The 16871-nt window shown below is 61.1% G+C and carries 15 protein-coding genes; 11 read left to right on the forward strand and 4 right to left on the reverse strand.

What is annotated here, in order from left to right; genetic code table 11:
- Positions 1–42: 42 nt before the first annotated feature.
- The 7 genes from HKD28_RS00475 (at position 43) to HKD28_RS00505 (ending at position 8914) form a co-directional block, all read left to right on the forward strand.
- Positions 43–672, forward strand: coding sequence for a DsbA family protein (locus HKD28_RS00475; protein ID WP_194266450.1), 630 nt, complete (start codon positions 43–45; stop codon positions 670–672).
- Positions 673–1308, forward strand: a complete 636-nt coding sequence (locus HKD28_RS00480; protein ID WP_194266451.1) for a thioredoxin domain-containing protein — start codon at positions 673–675, stop codon at positions 1306–1308.
- A 34-nt stretch (positions 1309–1342) separates the two neighbouring features.
- Positions 1343–5878: an AAA family ATPase gene (locus tag HKD28_RS00485; RefSeq protein WP_194266452.1), complete on the forward strand. Its 4536-nt coding sequence runs from the start codon at positions 1343–1345 to the stop codon at positions 5876–5878.
- A gap of 112 nt (positions 5879–5990) precedes the next feature.
- Positions 5991–6677 (forward strand): metallophosphoesterase, encoded by a 687-nt coding sequence (locus tag HKD28_RS00490; RefSeq protein WP_099285136.1) that lies wholly within the window; start codon positions 5991–5993, stop codon positions 6675–6677.
- Entirely contained in the window at positions 6667–7011 is a 345-nt protein-coding gene (locus HKD28_RS00495; RefSeq protein WP_194266453.1) for a chorismate mutase, read from the forward strand. The genes HKD28_RS00490 and HKD28_RS00495 overlap by 11 nt, the downstream gene beginning before the upstream one ends.
- Positions 7011–7526 carry a SixA phosphatase family protein gene (locus HKD28_RS00500; RefSeq protein WP_194266454.1) on the forward strand — a complete coding sequence of 172 codons (516 nt, stop codon included), beginning with the start codon at positions 7011–7013 and terminating at the stop codon, positions 7524–7526. Before HKD28_RS00495 ends, HKD28_RS00500 begins: the two co-directional genes overlap by 1 nt.
- Positions 7527–7618: 92 nt before the next feature.
- Complete coding sequence (locus tag HKD28_RS00505; RefSeq protein WP_194261436.1) at positions 7619–8914, forward strand: citrate synthase; 1296 nt, start codon at positions 7619–7621, stop codon at positions 8912–8914.
- 16 nt (positions 8915–8930) lie between these two features.
- Here HKD28_RS00505 and HKD28_RS00510 read toward each other — a convergent pair whose 3' ends face one another.
- Positions 8931–9167, reverse strand: a complete 237-nt coding sequence (locus HKD28_RS00510) for a hypothetical protein (protein ID WP_024716776.1) — start codon at positions 9165–9167, stop codon at positions 8931–8933.
- Positions 9168–9375: 208 nt separating this feature from the next.
- Between HKD28_RS00510 and HKD28_RS00515 the strand changes: the two genes are divergently transcribed.
- Together HKD28_RS00515 and murI are read left to right on the forward strand one after the other, a co-directional pair.
- Positions 9376–10122 carry an orotate phosphoribosyltransferase gene (locus tag HKD28_RS00515; RefSeq protein WP_194261437.1) on the forward strand — a complete coding sequence of 249 codons (747 nt, stop codon included), beginning with the start codon at positions 9376–9378 and terminating at the stop codon, positions 10120–10122.
- The gene (gene murI / locus HKD28_RS00520; RefSeq protein WP_194266455.1) at positions 10122–10970 is read left to right on the forward strand and encodes a glutamate racemase; all 849 of its coding nucleotides are present in this window, start codon (positions 10122–10124) and stop codon (positions 10968–10970) included. Before HKD28_RS00515 ends, murI begins: the two co-directional genes overlap by 1 nt.
- 36 nt (positions 10971–11006) lie before the next feature.
- Here the strand turns inward: murI and HKD28_RS00525 are convergent, their stop codons facing one another.
- Positions 11007–12062 carry a polyprenyl synthetase family protein gene (locus HKD28_RS00525; protein ID WP_235993228.1) on the reverse strand — a complete coding sequence of 352 codons (1056 nt, stop codon included), beginning with the start codon at positions 12060–12062 and terminating at the stop codon, positions 11007–11009.
- A gap of 149 nt (positions 12063–12211) precedes the next feature.
- Here HKD28_RS00525 and HKD28_RS00530 point away from each other — a divergent pair, with 149 nt between their 5' ends.
- Positions 12212–13078, forward strand: a complete 867-nt coding sequence (locus HKD28_RS00530; RefSeq protein WP_194266456.1) for a tRNA1(Val) (adenine(37)-N6)-methyltransferase — start codon at positions 12212–12214, stop codon at positions 13076–13078.
- Here HKD28_RS00530 and HKD28_RS00535 read toward each other — a convergent pair.
- Together HKD28_RS00535 and HKD28_RS00540 are read right to left on the reverse strand one after the other, a co-directional pair.
- Entirely contained in the window at positions 13075–14094 is a 1020-nt protein-coding gene (locus tag HKD28_RS00535; RefSeq protein WP_194266457.1) for a ribonucleotide-diphosphate reductase subunit beta, read from the reverse strand. The genes HKD28_RS00530 and HKD28_RS00535 overlap by 4 nt on opposite strands.
- A 25-nt stretch (positions 14095–14119) precedes the next feature.
- On the reverse strand, positions 14120–16096 hold the full coding sequence (locus HKD28_RS00540; RefSeq protein ID WP_194261441.1) for a ribonucleoside-diphosphate reductase subunit alpha: 1977 nt from the start codon (positions 16094–16096) through the stop codon (positions 14120–14122).
- 338 nt (positions 16097–16434) lie between these two features.
- On the opposite strand from HKD28_RS00540, the gene HKD28_RS00545 reads away from it, so the two are divergent.
- The gene (locus tag HKD28_RS00545) at positions 16435–16866 is read left to right on the forward strand and encodes an OsmC family protein (RefSeq protein ID WP_194266458.1); all 432 of its coding nucleotides are present in this window, start codon (positions 16435–16437) and stop codon (positions 16864–16866) included.
- Positions 16867–16871: the final 5 nt, after the last annotated feature.

Raw genomic sequence — 16871 nt, forward strand, 5'->3', positions numbered from 1 at the left:
CGTCGTTCGAGTATCTCCATCGATTCCAGCGGAGCCCCGTTCATGCCTGCCGCCCAGCTTCTCGGCCGCCGTACTCTCCTCGCCTCCGGAATGGCCCTTGTAGTGGCCGCGCCCTTCGCCCACGCAGACGATGTGCCTGCCAGCGACCCGCGCATGGGACCACGCGTTATCGGCTCGCCGGATGCGAAGATCATCGTGGACGAGTGGTTCTCCCTGACATGTTCGCACTGCGCCCATTTTTCGAAAGAGATCTTTCCGCAGATCCGCAAGAATCTGATCGACACAGGAAAGATCCGTTACCGCTTTCATGATTTCCCGATCGATCAGGTCGCCCTGCTGGCTGCCATGGTAGCCCGCTCCCTGCCGGCGGACCGCTACGAAGCCTTCGTGACGGATCTGCTGGACCATCTGGACGAGTGGGCGTTCGCACAGAATATCGATCCGGTTGCCGAACTGAAGAAGCGTGCTGCCCTGTTCGGGGTGAATTCTGCAGAATTTGACCGGATCAACGCGGATAATGCCCTGCGTGAGGCCATTATCAACAAGCAGGATCACGACGGCGCTTTCCTCCAGATCCAGGGCACGCCATATTTCCGCATCAATGATGTTCCCGCGCCTGACGTGGTCGGGAGTTATGATGATTTCGCAAAAGCAGTCGCAAAGGCTTCCTGAATGACCCGTATTTCCCTTTCCCGCCGCTTTTTCGTTTCCGCCGCTCCGGTTCTTGCTGTTGCGGGAACCGCTGTTGGTACGGCCCACGCCGCCGATGCAAGCTCCACTGACGCCCGGCTGAGCCCGCGCATTCTCGGCAACCCGAATGCCAAGGTTCTGGTGCAGGAATGGTTCTCGCTGACCTGCACGCATTGTGCGCATTTCGCGACGGAAGAATTCCCCAAGATCAAGGAAAAGCTGATCGACACGGGAAAGATCCGCTATCAGTTCCATGATTTCTGCGGCGATCGCGTGGGCCTGACGGCGGCTATGGTGGCCCGCTCCCTGCCGGAAGAACGCTACGTTCCGTTCATTGAGGCCCTGTTCTCCAGCCAGATGCAGTGGGCTTTCGCCGCAGGTGGCGATCCGATGCAGCGCCTTCAGCAGATGTCTGCTCTCGCAGGCGTCTCCGCAGCCCAGTTCGACGCCATCAGCAAGGACAATGCCTTCGCCGAAGCGCTGTTCGATCAGGTGAAGAAGGATGCGGACACCTACAATATCCAGGGTACGCCGTATTTCCGCTTCAACAATACGCATTACGACCAGGACCCGGAAACCTACGAAAAGTTTGCCGATCTCGTCGCCAAGGCGTCCTGATCCACCTCTCTAGGACCGGTATTTCCCTCCCCTGATGTCGAGCCGTACCACGACGATCGACCGCCTGAGCATTGGCGGTTTCAAGAGTTTCGCCGATGAGGTGCGTCTCGATATCCTTCCGGGCCTGACGGGGATTATCGGGCCGAACGGCTGCGGCAAATCCAATGTCGTCGAAGGTCTGCGATGGGCGATGGGCGAAACCTCCGCCCGCGCCCTGCGGGGCGGAGAGCTTGATGATCTGATTTTCGCGGGGACTGGCGCCCGCTCGGCCCGAAACATCGCACAGGTGACGCTGCATCTCAGCAATGCGGCAGGACTGGCGCCCTCGCCGTTTCAGGACGCGGAGGAGCTGGAAATCAGCCGCCGGGCCGAACGCGGATCGGGCAGCGAATACCGCATCAACGGCCGCGTCATGCGCGCGCGTGACGTTCAGACCCTGTTCGCCGATCTGGCGTCCGGCGCACGCAGCTCCGCCATCATAAGCCAGAACCGCGTTGGCCAGCTCATCGCCGCCAAGCCCGAGGAACGGCGACTGCTGCTGGAGGAAGCCGCGGGCATCACAGGTCTGCATGCCCGTCGCCACGACGCCGAACTCAAACTCCGCCAGACCGAAACCAATCTCTCCCGCGCCGAAGATCTGCGTCTGCAACTTGAGGAACGGCTTGCGAGCCTCGAAGGCCAAACGGTTCAGGCCCGGAAATACCGTGAGCTTTCCGAAAAAATCCGCGAGACGGAAACCGCGCTTCACGCCCTGCTTCATGCCCGCGCCAATCTGGCCGTGCAACGCAGCCGAGACGATCTGGCCAAGGCGCGCGAAGATCTAAAAAAAGCCGAGCGCACCGCAGAAACCGCAGCCATCGCCGAATTCGAAGCCCGCAAGGCCGCCCCGCAGGCGCGCGAGGAAACGGACCGTCTGCGCAGTACGCTTGAACGCCTGAAAGTACAATCTGAGACCCTGAAACAGGATCTCGACCGCGCCCGACAGGCTGAGTCCGAAACACGCCTGCGCCTCGAACAGGCGGAAGGGGATCTGGCCCGAAGCCATGCCAGTCTGACGGCGGACTGGGCGACACAGGAAACGACTGCCGCAGACTGTGAGACGCTTGAAGCAGAGATAGCTGCGCTCCCGCAACTTCGCTTGGCCTGCAGCGCTGAATGCGAGCGTTTGGATGCGCTCGAAAAGGAGCAGGCGCTTGCGCTGGAAGACGCAATCCGTCTGCGGGATGCCGAAGCCATCCGCAGGGATGCGATGGTGGAAGGGCTTGAGGCCCTGACACTGCGGCTCGATACGGAAGCCAGCGCACTCGACGCGATTCAGGTGGAAATCGCTGCTCTGGACGCAGCCACGCCCGATGATGCAACGCTGAACGCGCTGCGCCAGAATGCCGCCTCGATGCAGGAACAGTCCGAAGCCGACAGCCGCAGGGAACAAGACTGTATAACGGCCTTGCAGGAGGCACGCCTGAAAGCAGAACTGGACGGACGGGCGCTGACAGACGGCAACAATCGTCTTCAGGCGCTGGAAGCTACGGAAGCCGATCTGGACAGACGCTTGCAGACGACGCAGACCCAGATCACGCAGGATCGGACAACGCGTGAGACTGCTCAAGCCGGTCTGCTGACGGAGACGGCCCGAACGGATCTTGAAAAAAACCGTGACATCACAACACTGGCGCTAAGCGAAGCCCACGCTCAGGAAGCGCAGGCAAGGCAGGAACAGGAACGCCTTGGCACGATCTGGCTGGAAGCCCGTGCGGCAGCGGAAGAAGGCACTCAACGCCATAAAACGCTGCTGCGGGCCGTCGAACAGAGCCGCCAGACACGCGATCAGGCGCGCCAGAAAGTACAGATCGCCGCAACGGCGGAGGCTACAGCCCGAACCGCTCTGGTTCCCGAACAGACGGTTCAGGACGTCCGCGATGCCGTGATGCAGGCGGAAGAGCGCCTGAAAACCCTTCAACAGTCTCTTGCGGACGCAGACCCCACCCTCACGACCGCTCGTGAGCGGGAGGGACAGGCCCGGCAGGCACTTTCCGTGCTGGAAACGCTGATCCTGCGCACACAGGGCGAGTGTGAAGGGCTGGAGCAGAGCCTCAATGCCGTGGCCGCGCAGCCCGACCCGCTTGAAGATGTGCTGGACCTTCCCGCAGACATGGCGCGGGCCGTCGCAGCAGTTCTGGCGGACGGGCTGGATGCCTCCCTCGCTCCGGATAATGTTCCAGCCGATCGGCGCTGGCGCTCTCTGGAGCGGCTTACCCCTGCAAAACTGCGGGACTGCGCTCGGCTTTCGATGCTGGTTCAGGTTCCTGAGGCGCTGCAACGCTGTCTGGACGCCGCTTTCCTGCTGGACGATGAGTCCGCAGGGCCTAATTTGCAAAAAACTCTCCAGCCGGGACAGGTTCTGGTCTGCCGCAGCGGGGCGCTCTGGCGCTGGGACGGCTTCACACGCTCGGCCGATGCCCCGGATTCCGGTGCGGCACGGCTGGAGCAGCGTCGCCGTCTGACGGACGCCCGCGCGCTTCTTCAGTCCCATCTTGCCTCACAGCCCGCACTGGAAGAAAGTTGTGCCGCAGCCTTGCAGGCCCGCGAGCGGGCGGAAGTGGCTCTCACCGTCCTGCGACAGGAACGCGCGACACTCGAACCCCAACTGGCCGAAGCCCGGACCGTCTCGTCGCGGATGGAACAGAAAGCGGCCCTTGCGCTCGCCCACTGGGAACAGGCCAGCGAACGCCTGAAAGACGCGGAAGGCGCGCTGACAGCCGCACAGACCAGCGTCACGCAGACAGAAGCCGAACTGGCCGCCCATCCCGATCCCGAGAACCTTCAGGCGCAGGCCCGAAACAGCACAAAGGATGCCGAAGCCGCCCGCGAAACGCTCCGGGTGGCGGGAACGAGACTTCAGGACGCCCGAAATGCCGCCGATACCGCCGCCCGGACTCTGGATCAGGCTCTTCTGCGCCACGACACCACGCTGGCGCGTCTGCGGGATCTGGATGAAGCCGTAGCGCGGCTGGAATTGGAGCAGGCCCGTCTTGCAGAACAGCGTGCCTCTCTTCAACAGCAGGAAAACCGTCCTGACATTTCCGCCCTGAGGACCGCCGCCGAAACCTCGCAGCAGGTTTTCGATCTGGCACGATCTGTGGCGGATGCGGCGACACAAACCGCACGAAACAGCCGTGAAGAAACCCAGCGCCTGACGCGCGAACTCCAGACTCTGAACCAGACCGCCGCAACCGCACTCGCCCGCCGCTCCGCACTGCAACCGCGCCAGACGGAGCTTCAGGCGCTCGTCACCCGCCTGCAGGACGACCATGCGAAACGAATGGCCGAGCTGGCGGATCGTCCCGAACCCGAACTGCTGGAACAGTCTGTTCTGGACGCCACGGCCCCGCTCCATGAAACCCGGCATCTTCTTGAAAGCGCCCGAGCCGAAAGCGGGCGCCTTTCCCTTGAGGACGTTCGCCTGACCGGCGCGCTGACTGCGATCCGTGCCAGACTTGAGGTGCTGGGCAGCCAGATCGCGGCCGGAGAAGCCAGCCTTACGCATCTGCGGGAGCGACGGGACGAACTGCACACCAGCTTCCAGACAGTCAGCGCAGTTCCTGCCGAACTGGAGCGCAAACTCGCCGGACACGACCAGATTCTGATGGACGCCCAGAGCGCTTACGATGCGGCACGGGCTGCTGATGAGGCAGCGGGCGCAGCCGGGCTTGAAGCACAGGAACAGCGCCGCAACGCCGATCTGGCGCTGGCTGCGGGGCGTGAGGCGATCGCACGTCTGACCGAACGCGCGGAACAGGCTGTTGCCGCCCGAGAGCGCCTGCTGGCCGATAGCGAACCCCCGGAAGGCGGCGCTCAGGGTGCGGCTTATCCGTCCGACCTCTCCGAACAGGCCGAGACCGCGACCCGCCGGCGCCTCTCCCGCCTGACACGCGAGCGCGAAGACCTTGGTGCGGTCAATCTGCGCGCCGAAGCCGAATTCGAGGAAGCTCGCGAGACGGCGGAAACCATCGCCCGCGAGCACGCTGAACTGACGGCTGCCATCAACAGGCTGCGCGGCGGGATTGGCACGATCAACCGCGAAGGACGTGAGCGCCTTCTGGCCGTCTTTTCGGAAGTGGACCGGCATTTCCAGTCCCTGTTCGCCCGGATGTTTGGCGGCGGACGCGCCCATCTGGGTATGGTCGGAAGCGATGACCCGCTGGAAGCCGGGTTGGAAATCTTCGCGCAGCCTCCGGGCAAGAAGCTCTCCACGCTGTCCCTGCTATCGGGTGGCGAACAGGCCCTGACCGCACTGTCGCTGATCTTTGCGACCTTCCGCTGCAATCCGGCCCCGATCTGCGTGCTCGATGAAGTGGACGCGCCGCTCGATGACGCCAATGTGGAGCGGTTCTGTTCGCTCCTGTCCGACATGACCAAGGAAGCCGGAACGCGGTTTCTGGTCGTGACGCATCATCAGCTGACGATGGCGCATATGGATCGTCTTTATGGTGTCACGATGCAGGAGCGTGGTGTAAGCCGGGTTCTGTCAGTCGATCTGGGGCGCGCAGCCGCGTTGATGGACGGCTAAGGTCAATTTTCTCAAACAGATAAATTGACCTTGGACCGTTCTGGCCCTTTGATAGAAGGAAAATCAGAAAGCACGCGCCATCTTCGTTGATCCTCCCCTTCCCGACCCTGTCATGACGCGAATCCGTGAACACGGCATTCGCGTGGTGGGGGACGTGCATGGCGATCTGAATGCTTTTCGGCATGCGACGGCGACGGAACGCTTCGTCATCCAGCTTGGAGACCTCGTCGATCACGGACCGGACAGCGCGGGCGTGATGGAGCTGATGCTCGATCTTCTGGAGCAGCAGCGCGGGCTTTTCATTCTCGGCAATCATGACCGCAAACTCGGCCGCGCCCTTGAAGGCCGTCGCCTGAGACGTGATCCGCCGCTTGAGGAAACGCTGCGTCAGATTTCGCTGCCGGAATATGACGGCCTCCCCGAACGCATCTACAGGGCAATCGATCAGGCCCCGACATGGCTGCGGATCGGGCGCTCGCTGTTCGTCCATGGAGGGTTTCATACCGCCATGCTGTCCCACTCCCCCGTGCCGGGTCTGGGCGAGATGTCCGCGCCCTTGTCCCGCGCCCTTTTTGGAGAAACCACCGGCCGCATGCAGCCGGATGGCTATCCCGAACGCCGCCTGACCTGGATCAACCGTATCCCAGAAGGGATGACGGTGTATGTCGGCCATGACCGCCGCTCGACCGACGGACGCCCCTGGCGCCGAACGGGACGTCTGGGGGGCACGGCCGTCTTTACCGATCTTGGCGCCGGAAAAGGCGGCCATCTTGCATGGATTGATCTGAATGAGCCCTGAGCCTGTGTCTTCCACATCCCGCACTCCCGATCCTGCTCTGGCTGAACTCGAACGCCTGCGCGGCAGCATCGACAATATCGACGCCGCCCTGATCCATATGCTTGCGGAACGGTTCCGCTGTACGCAGGAAGTCGGACAGCTCAAGGCCCGCGCCCACCTGCCGCCTGCGGACCCCTCCCGCGAAACACGGCAGATAGAACGCCTGCGCCAGCTCGCCCGCGATGCGCATCTCGATCCGGATTTCGCCGAAAAGTTTCTGGCCTTCGTCATTCACGAAGTCATCCGCCATCATGAAGCCATCGCCGCCAATGCGCGCAAGGCTTCGGAAGCCTGATGCCCCTGCACCGCCTCCTGTTGCTGCGCCACGCGGAGGCCATCCCGCACGTCCTGACGGAAGACGGCGACCGCAGTCGCGCGCTGACGTCCAGAGGGCACGAACAGGCCGCGAGCATCGGCAGACAGCTTGCTGCACTCAATCTGCTCGATCCAATACAAATTCTGTGTAGCCCTGCCATCCGCACCCGACAAACGGCTCAGGGCGTGATGGACGCGCTGGATCAGGCGGCTTCAGTCTCAATCGAAGACAGTCTCTATTCCGCCACCCCGGACACGCTTTACAGCCTCGTACACGCCGCATCCGAAACCGTACGAACGCTTCTGATCGTTGGACATAATCCGACCATCGGTGAGTTCGCCTGCGACCTCCTTGGCCCGGCGCTTCAGAATACGCGTTTCTCGGCTCTTTCCCGGGGCTATCCGCTCGCGGGTCTGACAATTCTCGACATTCCGGGACACTGGCTGGATGTTCGTCCGTCGACCATTCAGCCGGCCACACTTCTTTTGCCCTGAAAGCTCTGTTCAGAGACGCTCTCTGGACACAAAAAACCTTTCAGAGATAAAACGGAATAACATTCTTACATTTCAGGCGGGTTATCTTCTGCATGTCCGAAAATCGTTCCGCGACCCTTTGCCTCGATGGCCTCAGCCGCCAGTTTCCGCTGCTGGAAGGAACGATCGGCCCGGACGTCATGGACATGCGTGCCCTGTCCCAGAAAACAGGGGTGTTTTCCTTCGATCCCGGGCTGGGCAGCACCGCCACCTGCACCAGCGCCATCAGCTATATTGATGGTGACAAGGGCGTCCTATTGCATCGCGGCTATCCGATCGAAGATCTGGCCCTGAATGCGAGCTTCACGGAAACGGCTTATCTGCTGCTTTACGGCGAACTGCCGACGGCCGCGCAGTATCAGGCCTTCAGCAAGGACATGAACACCCACCGGCTGCTCAACGAGCAGATCCGGAACTTCTTCAACGGCTTTCGCCGCGACGCGCATCCCATGGCGATCCTGTGCGGGACCGTAGGCGCTCTGTCCGCATTCCATCACGACGGGCTGGATATTTCCCAGCCGGAGGCGCGCGACCTTTCCGCCCGGCGTCTGATCGCCAAAGTTCCAACCATCGCGGCCTGGGCCTATAAATACTCCATCGGCGAACCGTTCATCTATCCCGATGAGGAGATGTCCTTCTCCGAGAACTTCCTGCACATGCTCTTTGCCCGACCCGGTAACCATTACCGCGTCAATCCGGTTCTGGCCCGTGCGATGGATCGCATTCTGCTCCTTCATGCCGATCATGAGCAGAACGCCTCCACCACCACCGTGCGGCTTGTCGGTTCAACCGGCGCGAACCCTTACGCCTGCATTGCGGCAGGCATTGCAGCCCTCTGGGGACCTGCGCATGGAGGGGCCAATGAGGCGGCTCTGGGTATGCTGGAATCCATCGGCAGCCGCGACGGCATTCCGGCATTCCTCAATGAAGTCAAGAACCGCAATTCCGGGGTGCGCCTGATGGGCTTCGGCCATCGCGTCTACAAGAATTTCGACCCGCGGGCGAAAATTCTTCAGGCGACCTGCCACGAAGTCATTGAAGAACTCGGACTCAAGCGTGACCCGCTGCTGGATCTGGCGATGGAGTTGGAGCGTGTGGCGACCGAGGACGACTATTTCGTCAGCCGCCGTCTCTATCCGAATGTGGATTTCTATTCCGGACTGATCCTCAAGGCTCTGGGCATTCCCAAAAGCATGTTCACCGTCCTGTTCGCTGTCGCGCGGACGGTTGGCTGGGTCAGTCAGTGGAAGGAAATGATCGAGGAACCGTCCGTCCGCATCAGCCGCCCCCGACAGCTCTATATCGGTGCGGCAGAGCGGAGTTTCGTTCCGATGAGCGAGAGGAGCTAAGGCTCCTCTCCAAAATTCAGCAGTCGCAGCCCGGGGTCTGGCCTCTGGCCTGACGGACGACGTGGTGGTCGATCCATTCCGCCACGAGGCGGCGGGCTTCCTTGACGGAAGATTCGGGGTGATGGATGCGGTACAGCGTCGTGCATGCGGCGAAGGCCTGCATGTCCGGCTGTCCGACCTCTCGCAGTTCCTGATAGGCCGTGACAACAGCGCGTTCGCATTTCCGGCCGATCCGGCTGGTCTCTATGCTCACTTCTGATCCTGCCGTAAATGAGAATGAATATCGATATCCCTCCCTAGAACTCCCCGGCCTCCCATGCAAGCAGGAAGATCGGAACAGCCTGTGACACTGACAGGCAGCGGATAAAATTCACACAGTCCGAAAGGGGCGCGATATTGCCCCTACCCTTCCCGGCGACAGGCCGGTAAACCACGAGAAAACGACGTCAGCGGAGACAAGCATGACCCAGTTCGCCGAGAGCCCGATGGCGGGCCGCACCCAGTGGGACCGCGACGCGGCCCTCACCACGGCCCGTATCCTGCTTGAGATCAAGGCCATCAACTTCCGCCCGGAAGACCCCTACACCCTGACGTCAGGCTGGAAGTCCCCGGTCTATATCGACTGCCGCAAGATCATTTTCTTCCCGCGTGCGCGCACCAAGATCATGGAACTGGCCGTCGAAAAGATCGGCCGCCATATCGGCTATGAAAGCATTGACGCCGTCGTGGGTGGCGAAACCGCCGGGATTCCGTTCGCCGCCTGGATCGCGGACCGGATGATGACGCCCATGGCCTATGTCCGCAAAAAGCCCAAGGGTTTTGGCCGCAACGCACAGATCGAAGGCGATGTGCCCGAAGGCATGCGCACCCTGCTGGTCGAAGATCTGACGACGGACGGCGCATCCAAGATCCGATTCGCCAATGCCCTGCGCGATGCGGGAGCCATCGTGAACCACACCTTCGTTGTCTTCTTCTACGGCGTCTTCCCCGGCGCTCACAAAACGCTGGCGGACATGGACATTTCTCTCCATGCGCTGTGCACCTGGTGGGACGTGCTGGAAGCCTGTGCGGGAGCGAACTACTTCTCTGAAAAAGACAGCGCCGAGGTTCGCCGCTTCCTCGAAGATCCGTGTGGCTGGTCGAAGAAGCATGGCGGCGTGAGCAGCGCCGAAGAAGCGCTGGCCCTCAAGGCCAAAGCCGAAGCCTGATGGAGACTGGCGCATCCGTGCCAGCAGGTCGGAGTCTGGTTTTTGACTCCGGCATCGGGGGGATGGGCGTCGTGCAGGCCCTGCGCGATCTCCTTCCCGCTCTTCATATCGACTACCTCGCCGATACGGCGCTCTTTCCCTATGGCGAACAGCCGGATGACCTGCTGACAGCGCGTATCGTTAGCCTGCTGGTCGCGGCCTGCAACGATCTCCAGCCCGATGTGCTGGTCATTGCGTGCAATACCGCCAGTACGATCGCCCTCCCCGCCCTGCGTGCACGACTCAACATCCCGGTGGTCGGATGCGTCCCCCCCATCCGCTGGGCCGGGCGGGTTTCGGAAACCCGCGTGATCGGCCTGCTTTCGACCTCCGCCACTGCACGACGCCCCTACACCCTTCGGCTCCATCAGGAATTTGCTGCGGATTGCCGTCTGATTACTCATGGCGCGCGCAGGCTGGCTGATCTGGCGGAACGTGCTTTTCTGGGTGAGGTTATTGCGGATACGGACATTCAGCACGAACTGGACTGCCTGTTCGGGCAGCCTTATGGCAGCGAACTTGATACGGTCGGGCTGGGCTGTACCCACTACACCTTTCTGATGGATGCTTTCCAGCGTCTCTCCCCGAAGGACGTCCGCTGGCTGGACCCGGCTGCCGCCGTTGCCCGACAGGTCGGAACTGTCCTTCAAGCGGTGACTCACGGAGCAGAAACAGCGCAGAAAGGCCGTCTCCTGATGACCCGGCTGCCGCATACTGCGCCGGGGCTTGAAGCCGCCGCCGCAAGGCTCGGCTTCAGGAAGTGGGAGTTGCTCACCGCCCCCGTTCCGCCCATGACAGCGGACAGCTGAAAAGCCCCCGCCCGATCAGGCAGGGGCTAACACGCTTCAGCGGGCGCGGTCGACGGTGTACTGGACCGTCTCTGCCATCAGACGCCGCAATTCACTATCCGGAAAAATGGACAGCGCTTCGACGGCCTCGGCAGCGTAAACCCGTGCACGGGCAATGGTCGTAGCAATGGCACCTGTCTTCTCGATCAGGGCCAGCGCATGCGGCAGGTCGGCGTCCGTCTGCTCACCCTTTTCAATGACACGCTCCCAGAACGCCCGGTCTTCGGGGGAGCCCGCTTCGTAGGCCGCCAGAACCGGCAGCGTGATCTTGCCCTCGCGCATGTCGTCGCCAACGGTCTTGCCCAGAACCTGCTGATCGGCAGCATAATCGAGCGCGTCGTCAACGAGCTGGAACGCCATGCCCAGATTGGTGCCGAAACGGTCCAGGGCGACTTCTTCAACTTCGGGACGATCGGCAACGACCGCGCCGACGCGACAGGCCGCCGCGAACAGGGCCGCCGTCTTGCCGTGAATGACTTCCAGATAACGCTCAACCGGTGTGGAAAGGTCGTTCTGCGTCACCATCTGAAGCACTTCGCCCTCGGCAATCGTCGCCGAAGCATCGGACAGGATCGCCATGACTTTGAGCGAGCCATCGGCCGTCATCAACTGGAACGACCGTGCGAACAGGAAGTCGCCAACCAGAACGGACGCCTTGTTGCCAAAAACTGCATTGGCCGACGCCAGCCCACGACGCAGATTGCTTTCATCGACCACGTCATCGTGAAGCAGCGTTGCGGTGTGGATGAACTCCACACAGGCTGCCAGTCCGACATGACGCTGGTTTTCAGGAGTCGACTGATAGCCACACAGGCGGGAGGCGGCGAGCGTCAGCAGTGGCCGCAAGCGCTTGCCACCCGCTGCAACAAGATGGGCGCCAAGCTGCGGAATGAGTGGGACCGGGCTCTCCATCCGCGCGATGATGGCGCGGTTGCAGGCCTGCATGTCCTGTTCCAGATAGGCGGACAGAGCGGAAAGGGCGCTCTCGCTCCCTGCATCCCTGAGCACAGCTTTATCAACGGTCGCAGAAACGTCCGGTGCGGCAGAATCCAAGGGTCATTACTCCAGTTCCCGCAACGGCTCCGGGGGCTGGCCCAGGAGCGCACGGGCACGATATGATGTGGCGTAGCCCGTTCTTTCTCTCCTGTCGCGACAAGAACGAACGGACCATGTAACGCCGGACGACAGGTTGGAAAGACCATATGAGCGGCAGCAGGAAGACGGTCAACCCATTGCCCCCTCCGAACATCTTCTCCGGGCATGCATTTTCCGCTCCCGGCCCAGCCCACGAAGAAGGATCGCTGTTGGGAGGGCGCGTGCGCTACGACCAGTTCACCGAAGGTTACAGGACGGGTCTGGAACCTGTTCTGATGGCAGCCTCCATCCCGGCAAAAGATGGCGAAACGGTTCTGGAAGCGGGTTGTGGGGCTGGAGCAGCCCTGTTGTGCCTCACCGCGCGTCTTCCGGGAGTCCGTGGAGTCGGGTTGGAAGCCGATCCGGAGACTCTGGCATTGGCCGAGCGCAATATCCGCGCCAATGCTGATCCCGACGGTGAAACGCGGATTCAGGTGGTCCACGCCCATCTGCCCGACATCCCCAAAAGCCTGCGCGCCCTCACACCAACCGCCAATGGTCGTTTTCATCATGTGATGGCCAACCCACCCTGGCACAGTCCGCACGGCACGCCCTCTCCCGACAGCCGACGCCGCCTCGCCCTGAGTGCGGAAGCGACCGCACCGGAAGACTGGGCGCGCACCCTGATAAAGTGGGTTATGCCGGGCGGAACGCTGACATTCGTCCTGTCAGCCGCCAGTGCGGACAGGATCTGTCGAACTTTACTGGAAAATGGGTGTGGCTCGATCCAGTTCTATCCCTTCTGGCCACGAGCGAGCCGCGAAGCGAAGCTGGTTCTGGTCCGCGCCGTTTATGGCGGACGGGGGATCTTCCGGCTTAGGGCCGGACTGGTTCTGCATGAAGCAGACGGGCGTTTCACCGCCGCCGCAGAGCGTGTTCTGAGAGACGGAGAAGCCCTTCCTGAAAGTCAGGACCTCTCCAGACCTTGTTTTTAGCTGAAAACGTTTCCTTCGAACGCTTCTTCCCATGTGCCGGAGGTGGAGGCACGGGAATATTCGGTCGAACGGTTCTCGAAGAAATTGGCGTGCTCGACGGCGTTGAGCATGTCATCGATCCACGGCAGCGGATTGCTTTCCTGCCCATAGACCGGATCCAGACCAAGCTGCGTCAGGCGGCGGTCAGCGATGAAACGGATATAAGCCTTCACATCGTCCGACGACATGCCCTCGACCGGGCCCATCTCGAACGCCAGATCGATGAACGCATCCTCATGCTCGACCGTGGTGCGGCAGACCTGCGTGAGTTCGTCGCGGAAATCTGCGGTCCACAGTTCCGGGTTTTCGCGGATGAACGTCCGGAACAGGCGGATCATGGACAGGCAGTGCAGCGTCTCGTCACGCACCGACCAGGACACGATCTGCCCCATGCCCTTGAGCTTGTTGAAACGCGGGAAGTTCAGCAGAATCGCGAAGGACGCGAAAAGCTGAAGGCCTTCCATGAACGCCCCGAAGGCCGCCATCGTCTTGGCGATTTCACGCTTGCTGTCGATGTTGAACGACTGCATGAAATCGTATTTGTCCTTCATCTCCTTGTATTTCAGGAAGGCCGAATACTCGGTTTCAGGCATCCCAATGGTATCGAGGAGATGGGAATACGCGGCGATATGAATCGTCTCGATGTTCGAGAACGACGACAGCATCATCAGCACTTCGGTCGGTTTGAAAACCTGACTGTAGTACTTCATGTACGCGGAATTCACTTCCACGTCGGCCTGCGTGAAAAAGCGGAAAATCTGCGTGACGAGATGCTGCTCGGCCGCCGTCAGTGTCCGGTGCCAATCCTTCACGTCATCGGCCAGCGGCACTTCCTCGGGCAGCCAGTGGACACGCTGCTGGGTCAGCCAGGCGTCATAGGCCCAAGGGTAGCGGAAGGGCTTGTAGACCGGGTTGGCGGTCATCAGGTCGAAATGCTGCTCGTCCGGCGTGCCGGAGATCGGGGTGGTGTCGCTCATGATCGCGTCCTTTCACATCCCGCCATTACTGGCAGGACAGGCACTCTTCGTAATCGCCGCTGCTCATTTCGCCGCGCGGGGCGGCCTGAGCCGTGGCTTCGTATTTCTCGTCTTCCAGAATGTCGCTCTTTACCGCCAGCGTGGACACCGCATCGGCGCGCTGCACGGACAGGGAGCGGCAGTAATAGAGAGATTTCAGCCCCTTTTTCCAGGCCTGGAAATGGATCTGATGCAGGTCGCGCTTATGTACATCGGCTGGCAGGAACAGATTGACCGACTGCGCCTGACAGATGAACGGTGCACGGTCTGCGGCATGTTCCACGACCCAGCGCTGGTCGAGCTCGAACGCCGTTTTGAACACGTCTTTCTCGTCCTGCGTCAGGAAGTCGAGGTTTTGCACCGAGCCCTTGTTCAGCGTGATCGCCGACCAGACTTCATCCGTGTCCTGCCCACGCTCTTCCAGAATTTTCTTCAGGTGGCGGTTGCGCACCGAGAACGAGCCCGAAAGCGTTTTCTGCAGGAACACATTGGCGCTGATCGGCTCAATGCCGGGGCTGGCATTGCCCGTGATGATCGAAATCGAGGCCGTCGGCGCGATGGCGAGCTTGTGCGAGAAGCGCTCCATAAAGCCGTATTCCTCGGCATCCGGGCACGGACCACGCAGTTCTGCCAGATGCTTCGACGCAGCATCGGCCTGCTTGCGGATATATTCGAAAATCTTCCGGTTCCAGACCTTCGCCATCACGGACTCGAACGGGATCATCCGGGCCTGCAGGAATGAGTGAAAACCCATTACGCCTAGCCCGACCGAACGCTCACGGGCAGCAGCGTATTTGGCACGCGCCATGTCATCCGGAGCGCGGTCGATGAAGTCCTGCAACACGTTATCGAGGAACAGCATGACGTCCTCGATGAACTGCGGATCATCCTTCCATTCGTCCCAGGTCTCGAGATTGAGCGAGGACAGGCAGCAGACAGCCGTGCGGTTCTTGCCGTGATGATCGATGCCGGTCGGCAGGGTGATCTCGGCGCAGAGATTGGAGGTCTTCACTTCCAGACCAGCCAGCTTGTGATGCTCGGGCCGCGCACGGTTCACATGATCGGAATAGATGATGTAGGGCTCGCCCTGCTCCATCCGGGCCGTCAGGATCCGGATCCACAAACCGCGCGCCGAAACTTTGCGGATCGTGCTGTGATCCTTCGGCGACAGCAGCGCCCATTCTTCGTCGTTTTCCACAGCACGCATGAACGCATCGGTCACGAGCACGCCGTGATGAAGGTTCAGCGCCTTTCGGTTCGGATCACCACCCGTCGGGCGGCGCATCTCGACAAATTCTTCCACTTCCGGATGCCAGACGGGCAGATACACCGCCGCTGAACCACGACGGAGCGAACCCTGCGAGATGGCCAGCGTCAGGCTGTCCATGACGCGAATGAAGGGAATGACGCCGGAGGTCTTGCCGTTGCGACCGATATTTTCGCCGATGGACCGCAGATTACCCCAGTAAGACCCGATGCCGCCGCCCTTGGACGCCAGCCAGACGTTCTCGTTCCACAGCCCCACGATTCCCTCGAGGCTGTCCTCGGCTTCGTTCAGGAAGCAGGAAATCGGCAGTCCACGCTCGGTTCCGCCATTGGACAGAACGGGCGTGGCCGGCATGAACCAGTGGCGGGAAATGTAGTCATAGATCCGCTGCGCATGACCTGCATCCGCGCCGTAATAGGAGGCGACGCGGGCGAAAAGTGACTGATAATCCTCGCCCGGAAGCAGGTAGCGGTTGTTGAGTGTCGCCTTACCGAAATCCGTCAGCAGAGAATCGCGCGAACGATCGACGCGTACGGCATGATGGCCCGGAAGCTGCACCACATCGTCGAACATGTCCGCCGAATTGGCATCTCCGGGAATCGGCGTCTCGCCCACAGGATGGTCGGAAAGCGGACGCACATCATGCGGTCGGTCGGACTGATCGGACACGTCCATCGTCACGTCATGAAGGGTCATTCGCTCTCTCCGCAGGGCATCTATTTTTGAAATCTTGAGCACTCATTTCCATCACTCCGAACCCGATCGCAAGCACGAAGTTCGCTTGCAAAATCCAAAGAGCTGTGAATGCGAACTATCCCATATCTAGGGAAGGAATTCGTTAATGCCCCTAGATATAGTGCTGATCGCAGAAAACCGCCCCTAAGCGTTGTTATCCCAAGAGTTTTCCCCCGAGGCATTTTCCCGGTGTGTGATAGCGGTCACAGAATTGGGAAATTTCATGAACATCGCGTCGAGCAACGATCCGAACGGCATCGCGTTTGGATTACGAAACCCAGATTGCGAAAGACCCAATCATGACGATCAAAAAGACAGCTTCGGCCCATTGGAGCGGCGGTCTCAAGGACGGCAAAGGCACGATTTCCACCCAGAGCGGCGCTCTGCATGACCAGCCTTACGGCTTCAACACCCGCTTTGAAGACAAGCCCGGCACGAACCCCGAGGAACTGCTCGGTGCGGCCCATGCCGGGTGTTTCACGATGGCGCTGTCCATGATGCTCGAACAGGCTGGCTTCAAAGCCGAGTCACTGGAAACGAAGGCGACCATCTCACTGGACAAGTCCGGCGAAGGCTTTGCCATCACTCAGTCTCATCTCACGTTGCGCGGCAAGGTTCCGGGCGCGTCCGAGACACAGTTTCTCGACATTGCAAACAAAGCCAAGGCGGGTTGCCCGCTGTCGCAGGTCATCAAGGCGAACATCACGCTGGACGCCACCTTCGAACACTAAAACGT

It is taken from the genome of Gluconobacter cadivus, assembly GCF_015244745.1.
Lineage (GTDB): Bacteria > Pseudomonadota > Alphaproteobacteria > Acetobacterales > Acetobacteraceae > Gluconobacter > Gluconobacter cadivus.